We start from the raw sequence: 15,761 nt of genomic DNA on the forward strand, positions 1-15,761 counted from the left end.
TTGACCCTATCGTCTAGAGGCCTAGGACACCACCCTTTCACGGTGGCTACCGGGGTTCGAATCCCCGTAGGGTCGCCAGTTTTCACCGCTCGGTGAAGCGGGCACAAGTCGCAGCACTTGGCTCCATATGGAGCGAACGTTGTCTACCAGGAGTGGTAGTTCAGTTGGTTAGAATACCGGCCTGTCACGCCGGGGGTCGCGGGTTCGAGTCCCGTCCACTCCGCCAGATTCCTCAAAGAGATCAATGGGTTGCAGCTTCATCGCTGTGACCCATTTTTGTTTTTGGAATCTTGGCACTATGCATGCGACGAGTTGAAGGTGCCGCGCTCCAGGATGCCTGTGCGCGCCAAGGGCACACGAGTGCAAAAGTCCAGCGGGAAGACATGCTGACGGCCGAGCCCAAGCCGCTTCAGGCTGCGCCGGATTTCGGATGGCGAATCATTCTTCGAAAACAGGACGCGACCTCCCGTGGTTAGAAGCGCAACCGCCGCTATGTCGAGGCCGGCATGTGTGTCGCAGAACACCACGCCAGGATAGACACGCCCGTTGGCCAGCTTGAGGACAGCGGCCACACTGAGTGAGAAGCCGTCGGCCGGCACTTCGGAGGTTGGCACGGGCTTCACCCAGGTTTCGTCCTGTTCTTCGACTTCCTCTTCGTCCATGGCGAACTCCCACACGGGGAACGCCTCGAGGTCCGAGGCCGTGAGTTCGTCGACCGGCTTGCGTGTGGCGATGGTGGCTTGCATGCGTTGCGTTCCAAGGGAGAGGTCTGTCAGGTGTCAGTTGTGATCTCATTCCAGGACTGAGCTTCGTACCCGACGAGCCAATTGATCGCGTGGTGACGTTCCTGTACGACCTCGATGTCCAACGCCGGCTCACTTGCACGGTGGCTTGGCTCTTTCGTCCTCTGCCTTGCGAGTGCGTGGAGCGTTTGAAGGTCGACCGCTGCGTCGAACAGTTCGTCCTCCGATCGAAGGCGAGCGGATTCGCGAAACACGGCAAGCGACTGATCTCCGTACGGCGGCAGCAGTTCTTCCAGCGTTCCGAGGCGGCACTGCTCCGCAGGAGACGGTATCTCCTCAATCTTGCGGAGAGCCCACAGGAGAACGAGGAGCCGCTCGCTTTGCCACGACATGTTGGCAACTTGCTTGGCGTTGCGGGCATCCTTTCCAAGAAAGGAACGCTCTTCCGGCGTGAGCGCCGTTTCGAGATTCGACTCGTGCAACCATGCAACAAGCTCGGCTGCCGGTGCTCCAAAGCTCGCGGCTACGGCAGCACCCAAGGCAAGTGTGCGGTCCAGCACCTCGCCAAGCGAGCGCGGTACGTCGCCTTCTTCACCCCCGATCTCAATCGACCGCTGTGTCATGACACCAAAGGGCCAAACCGCCGAGCGAACAGTACGACGAAGAGAAGGACCCAGATCGCCGACCCCATGACGGCGGCCAGCCAGTCCTTCCATCCGATGGAGCCTGGGTACATGCGACCGAGAACAATGGGACTCGATGCGGCTTCATAGAGCGACCAACCTCCTATGGCAACGAAGATGGCCAGGCCCCACGTGCTGCCGCTTGAGGCTGAGTTGTAGGCAAATGCCGCGACGGCTGTGACGGCAACGAACCAAACCACGCTGATCCACAGGAACCCCTTTGCCATTTCGCTCTTCTCTTCCCCTTGCACCGATGGCTCGACCTTCTCCACGGCCAAGAGTAGGGCGGGCAGGGGTTTGCCTCCTAGCAGCGAAGCCGCAAGCAGCACGGCGCGAACGCCAGACCAAATGAGAAAGATATACAGCGCCAGACTTGTTGATGGCATGCGAGAAACCCAATGTTTGACATGCGCGGCTGGCCGAGCATAGGCGACGTTCAGGACTCGACCTCAGGCTCGCGCCCACAATGAACTACCCAGCGGAGAGCACAAAGCCACGAAGCCAAGCGCATTGAGGACGACCGTTGCCCAGAATACGCTGCGGAACTCAGCCTTGGTGGACTTGTGACGCAAGAGCTGTTGCGCGAGGAGCGCGCCTGACCATCCGCCAGCAAGGGCCAGAAGGTGAAGAGTGCTTTCCGACGTGCGCCAAGCTTGGCGGCGTGCAGCCGACTTGTCGACTGCGTATGCCAGGAACGTCAGCGCACTGCCCACGACGTAGACAGCGGCAAACCAGAGAGGTGGTCTCCAGAGCAAGCTGACTGCGACGAACAGGATCAAGAAGACAGGAATGGCGAACAGCGAGGCGGTTCCCCACTGTGCCGGAGATTCGCCACGCGCATTGGGGCGCCTGCGGACGGGCTGCACGGGCGCAACGTTCTTTGCACGCTTCTTGCCCTGAGGCCCGAGTTCAATCTCGAACGAGAGCACCTGATTGATCTGCGGCCGGCCAGTTCGGGCCTTGAACGCCTTGACGTGAACGAAGATCTCTTGTCCGCCTTGACTGGACTCGATGAATCCGAAGCCGCGTTCGTCGTTCCATGTCTTGAGAGTTCCTTCAAAGCGCATGTCGGGAGTCGTGATGAGGGGCTAGCGCTTGGCGTGAGGAGCGGGCGACGTGGAAGTACTCGTGCGAGACGGGCGGGATGACAGGATAACTTGGCGTCCGGCTCGAAGAGATCCTCGAATCAGTAGTTAAGTTCTACCTTTGTGCGGCCGAGCATTTTTCGGTCGCGGCTGCGCGAATCCTCTGTTGCCAAAAATTGACGAGTTGCCCGAGTTTCCCGTGCAGAAGACGTGCGCATCAGCGCTGCTCGCCCCACACTCGAGCCTGTCGCAAAAAGAGGCTGCCATGGAAAATCTGGATCTGGAAACGATCGAGAAAGCAAGGATCGCCATCGAAGAGGTGATTGCGGGTCGAAGTCTTGGGGTGCAGGCCGTGCCCTACTTTGCTCCCACCGATCTGGGCGTCCTCCCTTCATCCCAGCAGGAGGCGGAACTTCGGCTCAAGGAAGAGAACGATTACGGCAATCGCGTACGTGCCGGCATCCACATGAGCCTGAGTGCCGCAGAGGCCGCGCTGCGGGTTGCCGAGACCTTGCTGAGGGACGCCGCCTACTTCACGCTGAGCGAGCGCAAGCAGGAGCTCGCCAAGTGCGCGAACCGCGCGCGAAGGGCAAGCGCCTCCGCTTCGCATGCGGCGGCCGTTCTTGCCGGGGAAGAAGCACCGAAGACCGATGCGATGATGGAGATCAAACGGCTCGGGTCCGCCATGTTTCAGCGTTTCGGCCAGGTCCCCGAAGACAAGCCCTAGGCCGCCGGCAATACCGAGGGATTGAGCGCTTCTTTCAACCTTCCTTCGGCGAACTGGTTGATGTGGTCGAAGGCGATGCCGAAATAGCGCCCGAGCTGAGTGCGCTGCTGCTGGCGCTCGGCGAGCAGATCGGTGCGGCATTCCGGGATACGCCGTTTGCCAGATGAATTTCCGTGAGGGCAAACCTAAGCTGAGTCCGCACCAGCAAGGAGAAGCCCATGGAATATCCCGGACGCGTCGTCAAGCTCGGGGAGGCGGATGCCTCGGTCGTCCAGGCCGTGCGCGGCCAGCTCAATCGAATGATGGCGGGCGAAAGCAATCTCGATCCGCAGGGCACCGCATTCGACGCCGACATGAAGCGCGTGGTCAAGCTCTTCCAGGCCCGCCATGTCGATCCGGCAGGCCGTCCGTTGAAGCAGGACGGCGAGATCGGCTCGCTGACCTGGGGCGCCCTGTTCGGCCTGGGCACCATCGCATCCGACAACGTTGCGGGCAGTGATCTGCTGGCGCAAGTGCTGGCGGTCGCGGCAGGCGAAGAGGCGAAGGAAGTGCGCGAGATCCCGATGAACTCGAATCGCGGCCCCGACGTCGAAAAGTACCTCGCGCGGACAGGGGCGTCACCCGGCTTGCCGTGGTGCTGCGCCTTCGTCTACTACTGCTTCGACGAGGCGTCGAAGAAGCTGGGCCGGCCGAAGAATCCCATGGTGCGCACCGCCGGTTGTCTCGATCACTGGAACAAGGCGCCTTCCAGAGGCGCGGCACGCATCCGCGCGGCCGAGGCCACGGACGACCCGACGTTGGTGAAGCCCGGAATGATCTTCATCATGGACCACGGAAAGGGCCGCGGCCACACCGGCCTGGTCGATGCGGTCGAAGCCGGCATGCTGAGCACCATCGAGGGCAATACCGATGCGAGCAAGACGCGCGAAGGCGGCGGCGTCTACCGGCTGACCCGCAAGGTAGGGGAGATCAACAAGGGCTTCATCGACTACACGCTGGTCGGCTGAGAGGAGGCCGTTGTCGCATGTTTGCTAGCCATTCGGCGCCCATCGAATGGTGGATGCGCGCGCCGATTGTCGTGCGTAGGATTTCTCGATCGCCTTTGCCATCAGTGGCCGGTCGAAGAAGAGCACTGTGTGCTTATGTCCACCAAAGAAGAGTGAGGATGTCATGGTCAAGCCCAGCGCAACGGGGAATTCGTCTGCCCAAGGGATCAAGATCGCCATCAAGTCCTTCGGGCCCACCAGCGAAGAACTGGCGTCGATCGGCGAGCGCTTGTCGCTCAATCCCGCGCTGCTCGACTACGTCGGGCATTCCAGGGCACGGCTCCTGTACGTCGAGGCGCTGGAGGAAGCCGAGCCGGCCAAAGGCGGCAGGCCCAAACCGCCGAGCGCGTTCCGTGCCACCCTGTATGACGACAAACGTCATCGCACAATCTTGGCCGAAGGGCTGCTCAGCGCGCCGCGCAAACTGTCGCTGACCGAATCGGCCCTTCCCCCGCCGCCGTCGGATGCCGAATTCGCCGCTGCCGTCAAGATCGTGCGCCGTGATGCAGCCTTGGGTGCTGCTCTCGCTGGCGGCCAGTCAGAGCCATACCAGCCGATCCCGGCTCTTTCGCTGACCGAGTTGCCCGACGGAAGCATCGAACGGCGTATCGCCGTCGGCTTGCTCCCCCGGGGCCCCAACGCGGAGCACGAGATCGTCGCTGTCGATCTAGCGGCGCGCGCAGTGACTCGATTCGAGGGGCGTGCGCCTGGCAACGCGCGTCCTCACGGAGGCGGGTTGTGCGGCGTGCCGCATGATGCCAATCAGGCCACGGCCGCCAAGGGCACGGCCGGCCAAGTCTGGGTGACAGTGACTCAAGGCAGCCAGACCCTGTGGCGCTTCCTCGCCGTACGCCCGGCCGCGTCAAGTGGCACTAACGGCTCGGGCATCGAACTGCGCTTCGTCGACTACAAGGGCAAGCGCGTTCTGTACCGAGCCCATGTGCCGATCCTGAACGTCAAGTACGACGCGGACGCCTGTGGTCCCTATCGCGACTGGCAATACCAGGAAGGAATGATCCAGGCACAAGGCATCGACGTGGCGCCGGGCTTCCGTCTCTGTTCGGCGCCCGCCTCGACCATCATGGACACGGCCTCTGACACCGGGAATTTTCTCGGGGTCGGCATCTACGTGCGCGCCAACGAGGTGGTCCTCGTGAGTGAAATGGAAGCGGGCTGGTACCGCTACATCAGTGAGTGGCGCCTTGGTACCAACGGCACCATTCGACCGCGCTTTGGTTTTGCCGCCGTCGAGAGCCAGTGCGTGTGCAACGTGCACCATCACCATGTCTACTGGCGCCTGGACTTCGATATTCGGACCGCGGGCAACAATCGAGTGCGAGAGTTCAATGATCCGCCCTTGGTCGGATCGAGCAAGTGGCACACCAAGTCATTCGAGATCCGCAGGGCGCGCGACTTTGCGCGCAAGCGCAAGTGGCGCGTGGAGAACACCGTCAGCCGGGAGGGCTACGAAATCATCCCGAACGCGAGCGACGGGGTCGCCGGCGCCGAGCCAGATGCGCCCTTTGGTCGCGGAGACGTCTGGATACTGCGCTACCGGGGTAGCGAGATCGATGACGGTTCCGTCGCGATTGGCCCGCCGTACGAGGCCGACATCGATCGATGGGTCAATGGCGAGGCCATATCGAACCACGATGTCGTGGTCTGGTATGGCGCGCATTTCACGCATGACGTGAACCATGCCGGCCCGGCCCACCCTGATCACATCGTTGGGCCCGACCTGAAGCCAGTCAACTGGTAGTTGCGGCAGATACTCCTCTCAACGCACTAGCCCTGCAGCGCAGCGATCAATGGGCAAGACACCCTGCCGCGGCTCGCGCAGCAGTCGTCCACCAACGTGGCCAGGACCGACTCGATGCGATGCAGGTCCGCCAGCTTGGCACGTACGTCGGCGAGCTTTTGCTCCGCGAGTTGGCGCGCCTCGTCGCAATGCGCGCCATCGTCCAGGGTGAGCAAACCGGCGACCTCGTCGAGGCTGAAGCCCAGGCGCTGGGCAGACTTGACGAATCGGACCCGCGCCACATCGGCCTTGCCGTAGCGCCGGATGCTGCCGTATGGCTTCTCTGGTTCCGGCAGCAGTCCCTTGCGCTGGTAGAACCGGATGGTCTCCACATTGACGCCGGCCCTCTCAGCAAAGGCGCCGATGCTCAGGGTGTCGATTGCCTGTTCCATACCGGTTGACTCCGTACTTGAGTACGGGAGTATTGTGGGCTCATCGAAGAGGCAAGGACCCGATCAATGGAATGGATCACGCGTGTGGCCGACAAGGCCGGTGCCTTGGGCAGCGTTGTCTCTGCAGCGTCGTGCCCGGCCTGCTTTCCGGCCCTGGCGGGCCTCGGCGCCGCCGCAGGCCTGGGCATCTTCAGCGCTTACGAGGGCCTGTTCCTCAACACCCTGCTTCCACTGTTCGCGGCCGTCGCCCTGGTCGCCAACGCCGTCGGCTGGTTCAGCCATCGTCAGTGGCATCGCAGCCTGCTGGGCAGGATCGGCCCGGCGATCGTGCTCGCGGCCATGCTGCTGTTCTTCGGCCAGTGGTGGACCGCCAGGCTGCTGTACACGGGGCTGGCCTTCATGGTCGGCGTCTCGCTGTGGGATCTTTTGTCGCCCGCGAACAAGCACTGCAGCACAGATGGCTGCGGGACCGGGCAGGCGCGCCCATGACGGGAGGACAGAACTCGCGCAGCGCCTTGGTTCTCGACTCGGTGCTGACATGCCCGCACTGCGGCCACGCGAAACGCGAGGACATGCCCGTCGACGCCTGCCAGTTCTTCTATGAATGCGAGAACTGCAAGACCCTGCTGCGACCGCAGCCCGGCGATTGCTGCGTGTTCTGCTCATTCGGCTCGGTGAAGTGCCCGCCGGTCCAGGCGCGGAGGCAATGTTGCGGGGAGGGCCTGCGCGCCATCCCCGCAGATCGTGCCCAGATTACTTGACCGCCGCCACGACGTAGCCATTGGATGGAGGGGTTTGTGCATCACAGCCACCGGCGAACCCTTTCCTTGTATGCGGCGTACTCTGGACCAAACAGCGAGGACAACGCGCGCTCCTCAGGCTTGATCTGGAACTCGTTGATGTAGAGCACGAACACGGGCACAAAGAGCAAGGCCCACACGTTTGACAAGTACACGGCCCACGCAAGCAGGTAGAGCAGAAGGCTCAGGTACATGGGATTGCGTGTGAAGCGGAAGGCACCGCTGGTGACCAGAGACGATGTAGCCATAGGCTTGATTGGATTCATCGTGGTTCTTGCTCGCCAGAAGGAGACCATGCCCGCGACGCCGAAAGCCAGGCCAACTGAAGCAAGAACAAGGGCAACCGATACGCGAGGGCCAGACGGCACTTCAAGCGGCGCGACCAGTGAGGACACGAGCCACATGAGGACGCCGAAAAGCAGCGCCACTGCAGGAGGCGGGACCTTCAGCTCAAGCGAGTTCATGGGGCTGCAACAACGCACGCTGCTCGTGCTCTTTACGCACTCCGTACTGGGTCCTGCCCCGCGGCTTGTAAACCGACAGCACGGCGGGCACGAGCAACACCAGCAGGCCGCCGGCGGCGATCAACTCCATCGCGAGATAGGCGGCGCGCGCCATTTGAGCGTTTTGACTGGTCACACCGGCAATGGCGAGAGCCAGGAAGCTGGCGATCGCGCCGAGCAAGCCGACCGAGGAGACGACATGTACGATGAGCGCGAACTTGCGGAGGCGGGGTGTCATGTCGTCACGTATATTGGGGTGATGCCGAAGCTGTGGAACGAGACGATCGAAGCGCACCGTCGCGACCCGCGCGGCCCTATTGGCGGCGCTGCCGTGCTCCCAGCACGCGGCGATATGCAGCGAGGTAGTTCGCCATCATCTGTGCCGCCGAGTACTGCAGAGCGTTCTCCAATCCCAAGGCGCGCATCTCCTCAAATCGCCCAGCCGCCTGCTCGATGGCCTGGGCCATGGCTTCGGGATTGTGTGGATCCACGTAGCACACGCCAGGGCCTCCGATCTCATTCATCGGCGCCAGGTCGGACGTGAAGACCGGGCAGCCGCAGGCCTGCGCCTCGATCAACGGCCAGCCGAACCCTTCCTGCAGGGAAGGGAACAACAAGGCCGTGGCCCTGGCGTAGAGCGCGCGCAGTTCCTCATGGGAGACGTGTTGCAAGGTCCTTATCCGATCCGCAACGCCATGGTGGGATGCCAAGTCGATCAGGTCTGTCTCCAAACTCGGCCCCACGAAAACCAGGTGCTGCACGATAGGAGGGCCGCCGCATGCAGCAGCACGCTGCTGCAGCGCAATGAACGTCTCGACGACCGCCTTGCGATTCTTGCGCGGCAAGTCCGAGCCGACATGGATCAGGTACTTGTCGTTTGCGCACAACCCGAAACGCTCGATCAGTGCGTCGGCTTCCTCTGGCTGGACAAGATAGAAGCTGTCGTTGAGGCCGTTGAGCACCGTTGTCACCCTACGCTCATCCGCGAACTTCAAGCCCAGCAGCTCACGTCGCGTCATGTGCGAGACGCAGGCGATCAGGTCGGCCTTCGCAAGTCCCGACGCGATGAGCCGCTGGAACACGCGTCCGCTCCAACCGACGTTCCACCCTTGCACCATGCCTCTGGCGGCCTGCACGGCGATGACATCGTGGCAGGTGATGACCGTCGGGCTGCTTTTCACCCAGCGCACGTACATACTGTTGGAGTGATCGCAAATGTGAACGACGTCCGCCCAACGCGACTGCGTAGCAAGCGTAGGGATGAAAAGGACGAACTTGTCTAAGTAGCCAAGCCACTTCCACAAGAGGGACGTTTGTGGCACGCGCTGCAGCCACCGCTTAGGCGTGAGGATGCGCAGCTCGCAACCCTGGTTCGACAACTCACGCTCAAGGACTCGCATGAAAGCTCGCATGCTGGTCTGATTGTCAGGCACATAGTTGCCTATCAGCAGGATCTTCATGGGTTGGCGGCCCTCATCGATGCCGCCGGACCGCGCAGTCGCTGCAGGCCTCGATGCATTCGGTGCATCTTTCATGTGGCATCTCGATCTCCTTGGGATGTGCCGAAACTCCGGCGAGCGGGGCGGCTGATTACGACTCGGCCGCGAAATACAGACCTGTGAAGGACGGAAATGAGCGTTCCGGGTAGCCCGGCAGGTACAGCGACCGCTCGTGGACTGCCCATCGATCCCGAAGGTGGTAGCCCAATGCTTCGATGCTGCGTATCAATCGATCGCGGTTGAAAACATGCATGGGTGCAAAACAGCCTTCGCTGATGTTCTGCGTGGTGACGAAGTCATCGCCTTCGTAGAGCGGCAGCTTGTTGAGAAGGATGTGCATGGGCGCCTCAAGGCATCGCTTGAGCAGATCGCTCGGCCGCGCATCTTCCATGTAATGAAGAGCACCTGATGAGATCCAGATGTCAGCGCCGGCGCTGGTCAGGCCCTCTTCCAGATCGTCGGTGAAGCTCAGTGCCATCGCCCCGCGTTCTGCAGCCAGCCTGCGGCCGATGGCGACCATTGCCGGAACTTCGACAATGCGCCATGTCAGCGCCGATGGCATATCGATGTATGACCGATACGCGTGGTAGTGAACGCCGACCGAGCCGCCGATATCGAGCACGCTCGCGGCGCCGTGACGAAACGCTCGGTCAAGCCACCACATCATCGGATAGTCATAGGTAAATACCTGCCGGGTCCGGACCTCGACATACTCGGTGGCCAATGTGTCGTGATTGAATCCCGGATTCGGCGGCAGCCATTCGCGCGCGGCCGCAAAGCTCTCGAACACCCCAAAATAGAAGCCGAATCCTTCCTTGGCGAGGAATTGCTGTCGCCGCCACCGCAGCAACGCGGGTCGAGCGACCGGTCCTTCCAGTAGCTCGCGCATGATCTGCGCAGCACTCGCGTGTGTCATTGGAACCTCCTTTCCGGAAGTTGCGCCGTTGCGAGCGGCGCACTCTGAGGCCTAGCGCGCCGCTTCGAGCTTGGTGATGGTGAATTTGCCGTCGATCTTCTCGGCCTGGAAACGGATCGTGTCCCCGGCCTGGACCTTGTCCAGCATAGCGTCGTCCTTCACTTGGAAGACCATCGTCATGCCAGGCATGTCGAGACTCTTCAGAGGACCATGCTTGAGCGTGAGCTTCTTGCTTTCCTTGTCCACCTTGCGGACCTCGCCCTCGGCGAGGTCGCTGGCAGCGGACGATGGCGCAGCACCTGCAGTCGGTGCGGCGGTGCCACTGCCAGTCTGTGCGGAGGCCAAACCTGAGAGGGCGAGCGCAGCAATGGTGGCGGCGAGAGCGGTACGAATGTCGATCATGTGAGTTCCTTCGATGGAGTGGGGCGAGGGTGGCGCTACTTGCGAGCGGCCTTGGTTACGTTGACGGCGCCTTTCATGCCGGCGTCGTAGTGGCCCGGCTGCAGGCAGGCGAAGTCCACCTTGCCTGCCTTCGTGAATTGCCAGACCACTTCGCCGGTCTTGCCGGCGGCGAGCGTCACCATGTTCGGATCGGCGTGTTCCATCTCCGGATTCTTCTTCATGACTTCGTAGTGCTCCTTCAGCTCCTTCTCGGTGCCAAGCACCAGCTCGTGCTTGAGCTTGCCGGAGTTGGTGACCACGAAGCGCACGGTCTCGCCCTGCTTCACATCGATGCTGGCCGGGCTGAAGCGCATGCCGTCGGTCATGTCGACCTTGACCGTGCGGGTCGCCTTGGCGACGACGCCGGGCTTGCCGATGAGCGCTTCGGAGTGGTGACCGCCGGCATGCGTGCCGGAGGCATGGACGCCTGTTGTAGCCAAAGCGCTCAACGCAGCCAAAGCGATGTAGCGGAGGGTTTTCATGAAAGTCCTTTCAGAGGGTGGTTAAAGAAGAAATCAATGGCCCGAGTGACCGCTGGGCTTGCGGACTTGGACCTCGATGTTTTTGGCGGGCATGTTTTGCGCGGGCATGGCAGCTGAACCGGCGCCCTTGGCGCGCGGTGCCTCGGGCATCGTCGCGTTGAATTCGTACGCGACCTGGCCTTTGGGATGCTTGAACCAACCTGGGTTCGAGTAGTCGCCGGGCCTCTGTCCCCTGCGCACCTTGACGACGCTGAACATGCCGCCCATCTCGACGGAGCCGAACGGGCCTTCGCCGCTCATCATTCGCGCGGTGTTGTCGGGCAGCGGCATCTCCATCTCGCCCATGTCGGCCATGCCGCGCTCGCCCATCACCATGTAGTCCGGGACCAGCTTGGTGATCTTCTTGACCACGTCACGGTGGTCCACGCCGATCATGGTCGGCACGTCATGGCCCATCGCGTTCATCGTGTGGTGGCTCTTGTGGCAATGGAAGGCCCAATCGCCCTCTTCGTCCGCAAGGAACTCGATCTGGCGCATCTGGCCGACCGCCACATCGGTCGTCACTTCATGCCAGCGGCTGCTCTTCGGTGTCGGGCCGCCATCGGTCCCCGTGACCACGAACTCGTGGCCGTGCAGATGCATCGGGTGGTTCGTCATCGTCAGGTTGCCGAAGCGGATGCGCACCTTGTCGTTCAGCCGCACGTTGAGCGAATCGATGCCCGGAAAAATGCGGCTGTTCCAGGACCACAGGTTGAAGTCCAGCATGGTCATGATCTTGGGCGTCGCGCTGCCGGGCTCGATGTCGTAGGCATTGAGCAAGAAGACGAAGTCGCGGTCGACCTCGTCGATCAGCGGGTGCCTGGCCTTGGGATGCGTGACCCAGAAGCCCATCATCCCCATCGCCATCTGCGTCATCTCGTCCGCATGCGGGTGGTACATGAAGGTGCCAGGGCGGCGCGCGACGAACTCGTAGACGAAGGTCTTGCCGGGCTGGATGGCCGGCTGCGTCAGGCCGGTCACACCATCCATGCCGTTGGGAATGCGCTGGCCGTGCCAGTGGATGCTGGTGTGCTCGGGCAGTTTGTTGGTGACGAAGATGCGCACGCGGTCGCCCTCGACCACTTCGATGGTGGGCCCCGGCGACTGGCCGTTGTAGCCCCACAGGTGGGCCTTGAAGCCGGGCGCCATCTCGCGCACCACGGGCTCGGCCACCAGGTGGAACTCCTTGACGCCGCTGTTCATGCGCCAGGGCAGCGTCCAGCCATTGAGCGTGACGACGGGGTTGTATGACCGCCCGGTGGATGGCGCCAGCGGCGGCATCGTGTCGGGTTTCGTCTGGAGCACGGGCTCGGGCAAGGCAGCCATCGCCACCTTGCCGACCGAAGCGGCGGCGATGGCGCCCGTGATGGCGCCTGCACCGCTGAGAAAGTTGCGTCTGTTTGTCATGTTGATCCGTAGAAGGAGCGCCGCTCAGTGAGCGGCAGCGGCCGCAGGCGGTGCCCCTGCGCTGGCCGTCGGTGCCGTCATGGCCGAGGGCTTGCCGATCACGGACGCCGCAAGCGCTGCGTCCGTCAGCCAGAACTGCTGCTGCGCGTTGATGGCGTTGTTCACGCTCGCGATCTGGTCGCGGGCCTCGGCCAGCAGCTCGAAGACGCCGATCAGCATCCCGTTGTAGCGAAGCACGTTCTCGTCGGCCATGGCCTGGCGCAGCGGCACGATCTCGTCGCGGTAGTGGCGCGCGATGTCGTAGGCCGTGCGATAGGCGGAATAGCCTTCGCGCAGCTGCGAGGTCGCGCCGCGCACGGTGGCGTCGTAGCGGTTGGCCGCAGCGAGCGCCTGGGCGTTCAGCGCGTTGCGCTGGGCGGATCCCCAGTCAAAGAGCGGCAGCCGGATGTCGAGCTCGAAACCGCGCCGCGTCCCTCGGGTGCCCGCCGCGTTGTCGAACACCGTGTCCCGCCGGATGCCGGCCTCCACGTCGATGAAGGTCGACAGCAGGTTGATGCCCTGCGACTTCCCAGCGACGTCGAGTTGCGCTCGGGCTTGCTGCACATCCAGGCGTTGCTCGCTGGCGGTCGCAGCCACGTCGCGTGCTTCGCGAGGTGCCTTGGGCAGATCCGGCAGGCGCTCAGGCAGCTTCAGCTTGGCCGCCTGGGCATCGTCCAGGCCAAGGGCGCGTACCAGCTCTTCACGCGCGGCCGTAGCCGCGTGTTGCACCGATGCAAGCTGCGTCGTGGCGTCTGCATAGAACACCTGCTGGCGTGCGCGCTGCAGCTTGCTGAAATTGCCGACGAGCTGCATGCGCCGTGCGAGTTCGGCGCTGGCCTCGGCCGACTCCTTGACCTGCTCTGCATACTGCAGCGACTGCTGGGCCGCCACGGCGCGCACCCAGGCTTGCCGCACCTGCGTGACCTGGTCCACCACCGTGCCGCTCAACTGCACTTGCGCTTGCGCGGCCTGGCTTCGGGAAATCGAAAGCCGCTGGGGCAGCAGGATGAGATCGACCAGTCCGAAAGACAGCAAGCGCCCGATCTCGAGCTCGTCGCCGAGGCGCATGCGCTCGAAGCTGAACACGGGGTTGGTCAGCCGGCTCGTCTGGTTGGCCGCAGCAATGTCGGCCCAGCTTTGCGCGATGAGCGCCTGGACTGCAGGACTGTTCGCAAGTGCCAGGCGGACTGCATCATCCTGAGAAAGCGGCTTGCCGAGCAACTCCTCGGAAAACGCCGTGCGGGCCTCCCGCTGCTCCCTGGTTCGACTCAGTTCGAGTTTCCCCCCGGTGAACTGCGAGGCGGAGGAATTCGTCTCCTTCAGCGCATCGTCGATTCCAACGGAAGCACAGCCGGCGAGGAATGCAGCGGCGAGTGCGATCGAGGCAATCTGCAGCGTTCGCCTCATGGCTTTTCCTTCGGGGGTGCTGCCATCGGCGTGGACATCGAATGCCCGGCGTGCGGGTCATCGGTTTCGGCGGCACCCTCCTTGGCGTAGGCGCGCCAGCCTCCGCGTTGATAAACGGTCTCGTTGGCCTCCTTCCAGGGAATGGGCTTTTCTTCGGCGAAAGGCTTGTAGCCCTCCATGGCCGAGCGGAAAGAAAGCGGTGCCGCGGCTTCGGTGGCGGCCGCGGTGTTTGGCGCAGGGCTGGTCTGAGCGCCCGCTGCAAGAGCAGCCAGGGCGGGCAAGGCAGCCAGCCATCGGGCCGGCAAGAAAGTGAACATGGGATCCTTGCGATGTTCATGAACGGCATGTCGTCAGCGAGCCCGCGAAGGGCGTGACGACACGAGCGATGCATGCGCGTCCGCGCGCCGGCAGCCGAGCTGCCGGACGCTGGACGCGGTTACGCGCGAGGAGGTTTGTGAGGAACGCTGGGCGAGACAGTCGCCATCGCGTGAAAAGGCTCTGCAAGGTCGGCCTGCGGGAGACCGTGAAGAAGGGATGTCCCGAGCGTCGGCATCATCGCGACCGAATGACACGCCGCGCAGTTGCCACATTTGTGGAACGCATCGGACTGGTCGTCCTGCGCGCTCTGAGCGACGTGATGGTCCTCGCCATCGTCGCCGCTCACATTCACGTGATGATGCTCGACGCCTTGCGGCGAGGCATGGTCGCGCTGGCTGTGATCGTGCACCACGCCGGCACTCATCTGCGCCGGCTCAGGTGCGCAAAACGCCATGGCCGCAGCCGCGTAGCCCTGAAAGGGCACTGCGAGCATCATGAGCCACAGCAGGATTGCGCGAAAGCTGACCATCGCTGAAATTGTAGTGGGCTTGTCAGGGGTTTGGCTATTCACCTAAGCCAGATGCTGGCTACCGACCGCGTGCACGCGCGGGTCTGTTAGCAAGTTCCATGTGTGTGATGGTTGGCCTACCTTTCACGATTTCCGCCTGAAAGCGCACCTTGTCGCCGGGCTTTACCGCATCGAGCATCTTCTTGTTTCCGACGTCGAAAGCCATGGTCATCGCAGGCATCGCGAGATTGGGCAAATCCTCATGCTCCAAGACGATTTCACCGGATTCACGAAGGACGCGTTCGACAATGGCGTCCGTCAGCGGGAGCGAGGCAGTCTGACCGGGCTTGGCCGATTGCTTGGTCACTGACATCGCATTCGGGGATGTCTGCGTCTGGGCGCCGGCAGCCGTGAGCACCAGGCCGAGAGCCAGGAAAGAAGCGAATCTCATCCTGCGCCTCCAACGGTTGAACTGCCCGGGTAACTGGCAAAGACGCTATCCCGGCCTCGGCGATCAATGAGCAGCACCTTGTAGGGCTCGCGGCGGTTGCCGTACTCCATGCCAGGCGAACCAACGGGCATGCCAGGTACAGCGAGGCCGACGGCTTGCGGCTTCGTCGCCATCAGGCGCTTGATATCGGCCGCGGGCACATGACCTTCCAGGACATAGCCCTCCAGCGTCGCGGTATGGCAACCTGACAAGCGCTCCGGCATTCCGAAGCGCCTGCGGATGCTGGACATGTCCGGAGTTTCCGTCACCCGCACGGAAAAACCGGCGGCCTTCAAATGGTCGACCCAAGCGCTGCAGCAGCCGCACTCCGGGTTCTTGTAGACCTGGATCGGAGCAGCTGCAAGGGACTGGCCTGGCTGCAGGAAGGGGGTCGCTCCGATTGTGAAGAGGAATGAACGTCTTTTCATGTGAGTCCTT

The 15,761-nt window shown here is 62.8% G+C and carries 22 protein-coding genes and 2 tRNA genes; 8 read left to right on the forward strand and 16 right to left on the reverse strand.

Annotated features, from left to right (window positions below):
- Nucleotides 1–2 precede the first annotated feature (2 nt).
- Together ACSQ89_RS08905 and ACSQ89_RS08910 are read left to right on the forward strand one after the other, a co-directional pair.
- Nucleotides 3–78: transfer RNA gene (locus tag ACSQ89_RS08905), tRNA-Glu, on the forward strand.
- Between the two features lie 71 nt (nt 79–149).
- Nucleotides 150–226: transfer RNA gene (locus ACSQ89_RS08910), tRNA-Asp, on the forward strand.
- Nucleotides 227–296: 70 nt separating this feature from the next.
- On the opposite strand, the gene ACSQ89_RS08915 is transcribed toward ACSQ89_RS08910, so the two are convergent.
- From ACSQ89_RS08915 to ACSQ89_RS08930, 4 genes are all read right to left on the reverse strand, one after another.
- The gene (locus ACSQ89_RS08915) at nt 297–746 is read right to left on the reverse strand and encodes a hypothetical protein (protein ID WP_093102118.1); all 450 of its coding nucleotides are present in this window, start codon (nt 744–746) and stop codon (nt 297–299) included.
- A gap of 26 nt (nt 747–772) precedes the next feature.
- Nucleotides 773–1,366, reverse strand: a complete 594-nt coding sequence (locus tag ACSQ89_RS08920) for a DUF4272 domain-containing protein (protein WP_436290756.1) — start codon at nt 1,364–1,366, stop codon at nt 773–775.
- The gene (locus ACSQ89_RS08925; RefSeq protein WP_436290755.1) at nt 1,363–1,812 is read right to left on the reverse strand and encodes a hypothetical protein; all 450 of its coding nucleotides are present in this window, start codon (nt 1,810–1,812) and stop codon (nt 1,363–1,365) included. The genes ACSQ89_RS08920 and ACSQ89_RS08925 overlap by 4 nt, the downstream gene beginning before the upstream one ends.
- Before the next feature lie 63 nt (nt 1,813–1,875).
- On the reverse strand, nt 1,876–2,493 hold the full coding sequence (locus ACSQ89_RS08930) for a DUF1294 domain-containing protein (RefSeq protein WP_436290754.1): 618 nt from the start codon (nt 2,491–2,493) through the stop codon (nt 1,876–1,878).
- A 283-nt stretch (nt 2,494–2,776) separates the two neighbouring features.
- Here ACSQ89_RS08930 and ACSQ89_RS08935 point away from each other — a divergent pair, with 283 nt between their 5' ends.
- From ACSQ89_RS08935 to ACSQ89_RS08945, 3 genes are all read left to right on the forward strand, one after another.
- Complete coding sequence (locus ACSQ89_RS08935) at nt 2,777–3,238, forward strand: hypothetical protein (protein WP_093102123.1); 462 nt, start codon at nt 2,777–2,779, stop codon at nt 3,236–3,238.
- Nucleotides 3,239–3,456: 218 nt separating this feature from the next.
- Nucleotides 3,457–4,245, forward strand: coding sequence for a CHAP domain-containing protein (locus ACSQ89_RS08940; protein WP_436290752.1), 789 nt, complete (start codon nt 3,457–3,459; stop codon nt 4,243–4,245).
- Nucleotides 4,246–4,408: 163 nt separating this feature from the next.
- Nucleotides 4,409–6,043: a hypothetical protein gene (locus ACSQ89_RS08945; protein ID WP_436290751.1), complete on the forward strand. Its 1,635-nt coding sequence runs from the start codon at nt 4,409–4,411 to the stop codon at nt 6,041–6,043.
- A gap of 26 nt (nt 6,044–6,069) precedes the next feature.
- On the opposite strand, the gene merR is transcribed toward ACSQ89_RS08945, so the two are convergent.
- Nucleotides 6,070–6,474 carry an Hg(II)-responsive transcriptional regulator gene (merR, locus tag ACSQ89_RS08950; protein ID WP_093102128.1) on the reverse strand — a complete coding sequence of 135 codons (405 nt, stop codon included), beginning with the start codon at nt 6,472–6,474 and terminating at the stop codon, nt 6,070–6,072.
- A 66-nt stretch (nt 6,475–6,540) separates the two neighbouring features.
- Between merR and merC the strand changes: the two genes are divergently transcribed.
- Together merC and ACSQ89_RS08960 are read left to right on the forward strand one after the other, a co-directional pair.
- Nucleotides 6,541–6,963 carry an organomercurial transporter MerC gene (gene merC, locus ACSQ89_RS08955; RefSeq protein WP_436290750.1) on the forward strand — a complete coding sequence of 141 codons (423 nt, stop codon included), beginning with the start codon at nt 6,541–6,543 and terminating at the stop codon, nt 6,961–6,963.
- Nucleotides 6,960–7,235 carry a GDCCVxC domain-containing (seleno)protein gene (locus ACSQ89_RS08960; protein WP_093102131.1) on the forward strand — a complete coding sequence of 92 codons (276 nt, stop codon included), beginning with the start codon at nt 6,960–6,962 and terminating at the stop codon, nt 7,233–7,235. The genes merC and ACSQ89_RS08960 overlap by 4 nt, the downstream gene beginning before the upstream one ends.
- A 41-nt stretch (nt 7,236–7,276) precedes the next feature.
- Here ACSQ89_RS08960 and ACSQ89_RS08965 read toward each other — a convergent pair whose 3' ends face one another.
- The 9 genes from ACSQ89_RS08965 to ACSQ89_RS09005 form a co-directional block, all read right to left on the reverse strand.
- Complete coding sequence (locus tag ACSQ89_RS08965) at nt 7,277–7,738, reverse strand: methyltransferase family protein (protein ID WP_436290749.1); 462 nt, start codon at nt 7,736–7,738, stop codon at nt 7,277–7,279.
- Nucleotides 7,725–8,015, reverse strand: a complete 291-nt coding sequence (locus ACSQ89_RS08970; protein ID WP_093102134.1) for a hypothetical protein — start codon at nt 8,013–8,015, stop codon at nt 7,725–7,727. Before ACSQ89_RS08970 ends, ACSQ89_RS08965 begins: the two co-directional genes overlap by 14 nt.
- Nucleotides 8,016–8,091: 76 nt before the next feature.
- Nucleotides 8,092–9,237, reverse strand: coding sequence for a glycosyltransferase family 4 protein (locus ACSQ89_RS08975; protein WP_170855460.1), 1,146 nt, complete (start codon nt 9,235–9,237; stop codon nt 8,092–8,094).
- Between the two features lie 130 nt (nt 9,238–9,367).
- Nucleotides 9,368–10,192: a methyltransferase, TIGR04325 family gene (locus ACSQ89_RS08980; protein ID WP_093102137.1), complete on the reverse strand. Its 825-nt coding sequence runs from the start codon at nt 10,190–10,192 to the stop codon at nt 9,368–9,370.
- 51 nt (nt 10,193–10,243) lie between these two features.
- Nucleotides 10,244–10,594 carry a copper-binding protein gene (locus tag ACSQ89_RS08985; RefSeq protein WP_436290748.1) on the reverse strand — a complete coding sequence of 117 codons (351 nt, stop codon included), beginning with the start codon at nt 10,592–10,594 and terminating at the stop codon, nt 10,244–10,246.
- 35 nt (nt 10,595–10,629) lie between these two features.
- Nucleotides 10,630–11,115 (reverse strand): cupredoxin domain-containing protein, encoded by a 486-nt coding sequence (locus ACSQ89_RS08990; protein ID WP_436290747.1) that lies wholly within the window; start codon nt 11,113–11,115, stop codon nt 10,630–10,632.
- Nucleotides 11,116–11,148: 33 nt separating this feature from the next.
- Nucleotides 11,149–12,561: a multicopper oxidase family protein gene (locus ACSQ89_RS08995; protein ID WP_093102142.1), complete on the reverse strand. Its 1,413-nt coding sequence runs from the start codon at nt 12,559–12,561 to the stop codon at nt 11,149–11,151.
- Nucleotides 12,562–12,585: 24 nt separating this feature from the next.
- Nucleotides 12,586–14,007 carry a TolC family protein gene (locus tag ACSQ89_RS09000; protein ID WP_436296171.1) on the reverse strand — a complete coding sequence of 474 codons (1,422 nt, stop codon included), beginning with the start codon at nt 14,005–14,007 and terminating at the stop codon, nt 12,586–12,588.
- Nucleotides 14,004–14,288 carry a hypothetical protein gene (locus ACSQ89_RS09005; protein WP_436290745.1) on the reverse strand — a complete coding sequence of 95 codons (285 nt, stop codon included), beginning with the start codon at nt 14,286–14,288 and terminating at the stop codon, nt 14,004–14,006. The genes ACSQ89_RS09000 and ACSQ89_RS09005 overlap by 4 nt, the downstream gene beginning before the upstream one ends.
- A 206-nt stretch (nt 14,289–14,494) precedes the next feature.
- Between ACSQ89_RS09005 and ACSQ89_RS09010 the strand changes: the two genes are divergently transcribed.
- On the forward strand, nt 14,495–14,860 hold the full coding sequence (locus ACSQ89_RS09010) for a hypothetical protein (protein ID WP_436290744.1): 366 nt from the start codon (nt 14,495–14,497) through the stop codon (nt 14,858–14,860).
- Nucleotides 14,861–14,912: 52 nt separating this feature from the next.
- Here ACSQ89_RS09010 and ACSQ89_RS09015 read toward each other — a convergent pair whose 3' ends face one another.
- Entirely contained in the window at nt 14,913–15,284 is a 372-nt protein-coding gene (locus tag ACSQ89_RS09015; protein ID WP_436290743.1) for a copper-binding protein, read from the reverse strand.
- A complete protein-coding gene (locus ACSQ89_RS09020; RefSeq protein WP_436290742.1) occupies nt 15,281–15,751 on the reverse strand; it encodes a DUF411 domain-containing protein in 471 nt (156 codons plus the stop codon). Before ACSQ89_RS09020 ends, ACSQ89_RS09015 begins: the two co-directional genes overlap by 4 nt.
- Nucleotides 15,752–15,761: the final 10 nt, after the last annotated feature.

The sequence above is a fragment of the Variovorax sp. LjRoot175 genome, assembly GCF_964253805.1.
Classification (GTDB): Bacteria; Pseudomonadota; Gammaproteobacteria; order Burkholderiales; family Burkholderiaceae_C; genus Variovorax.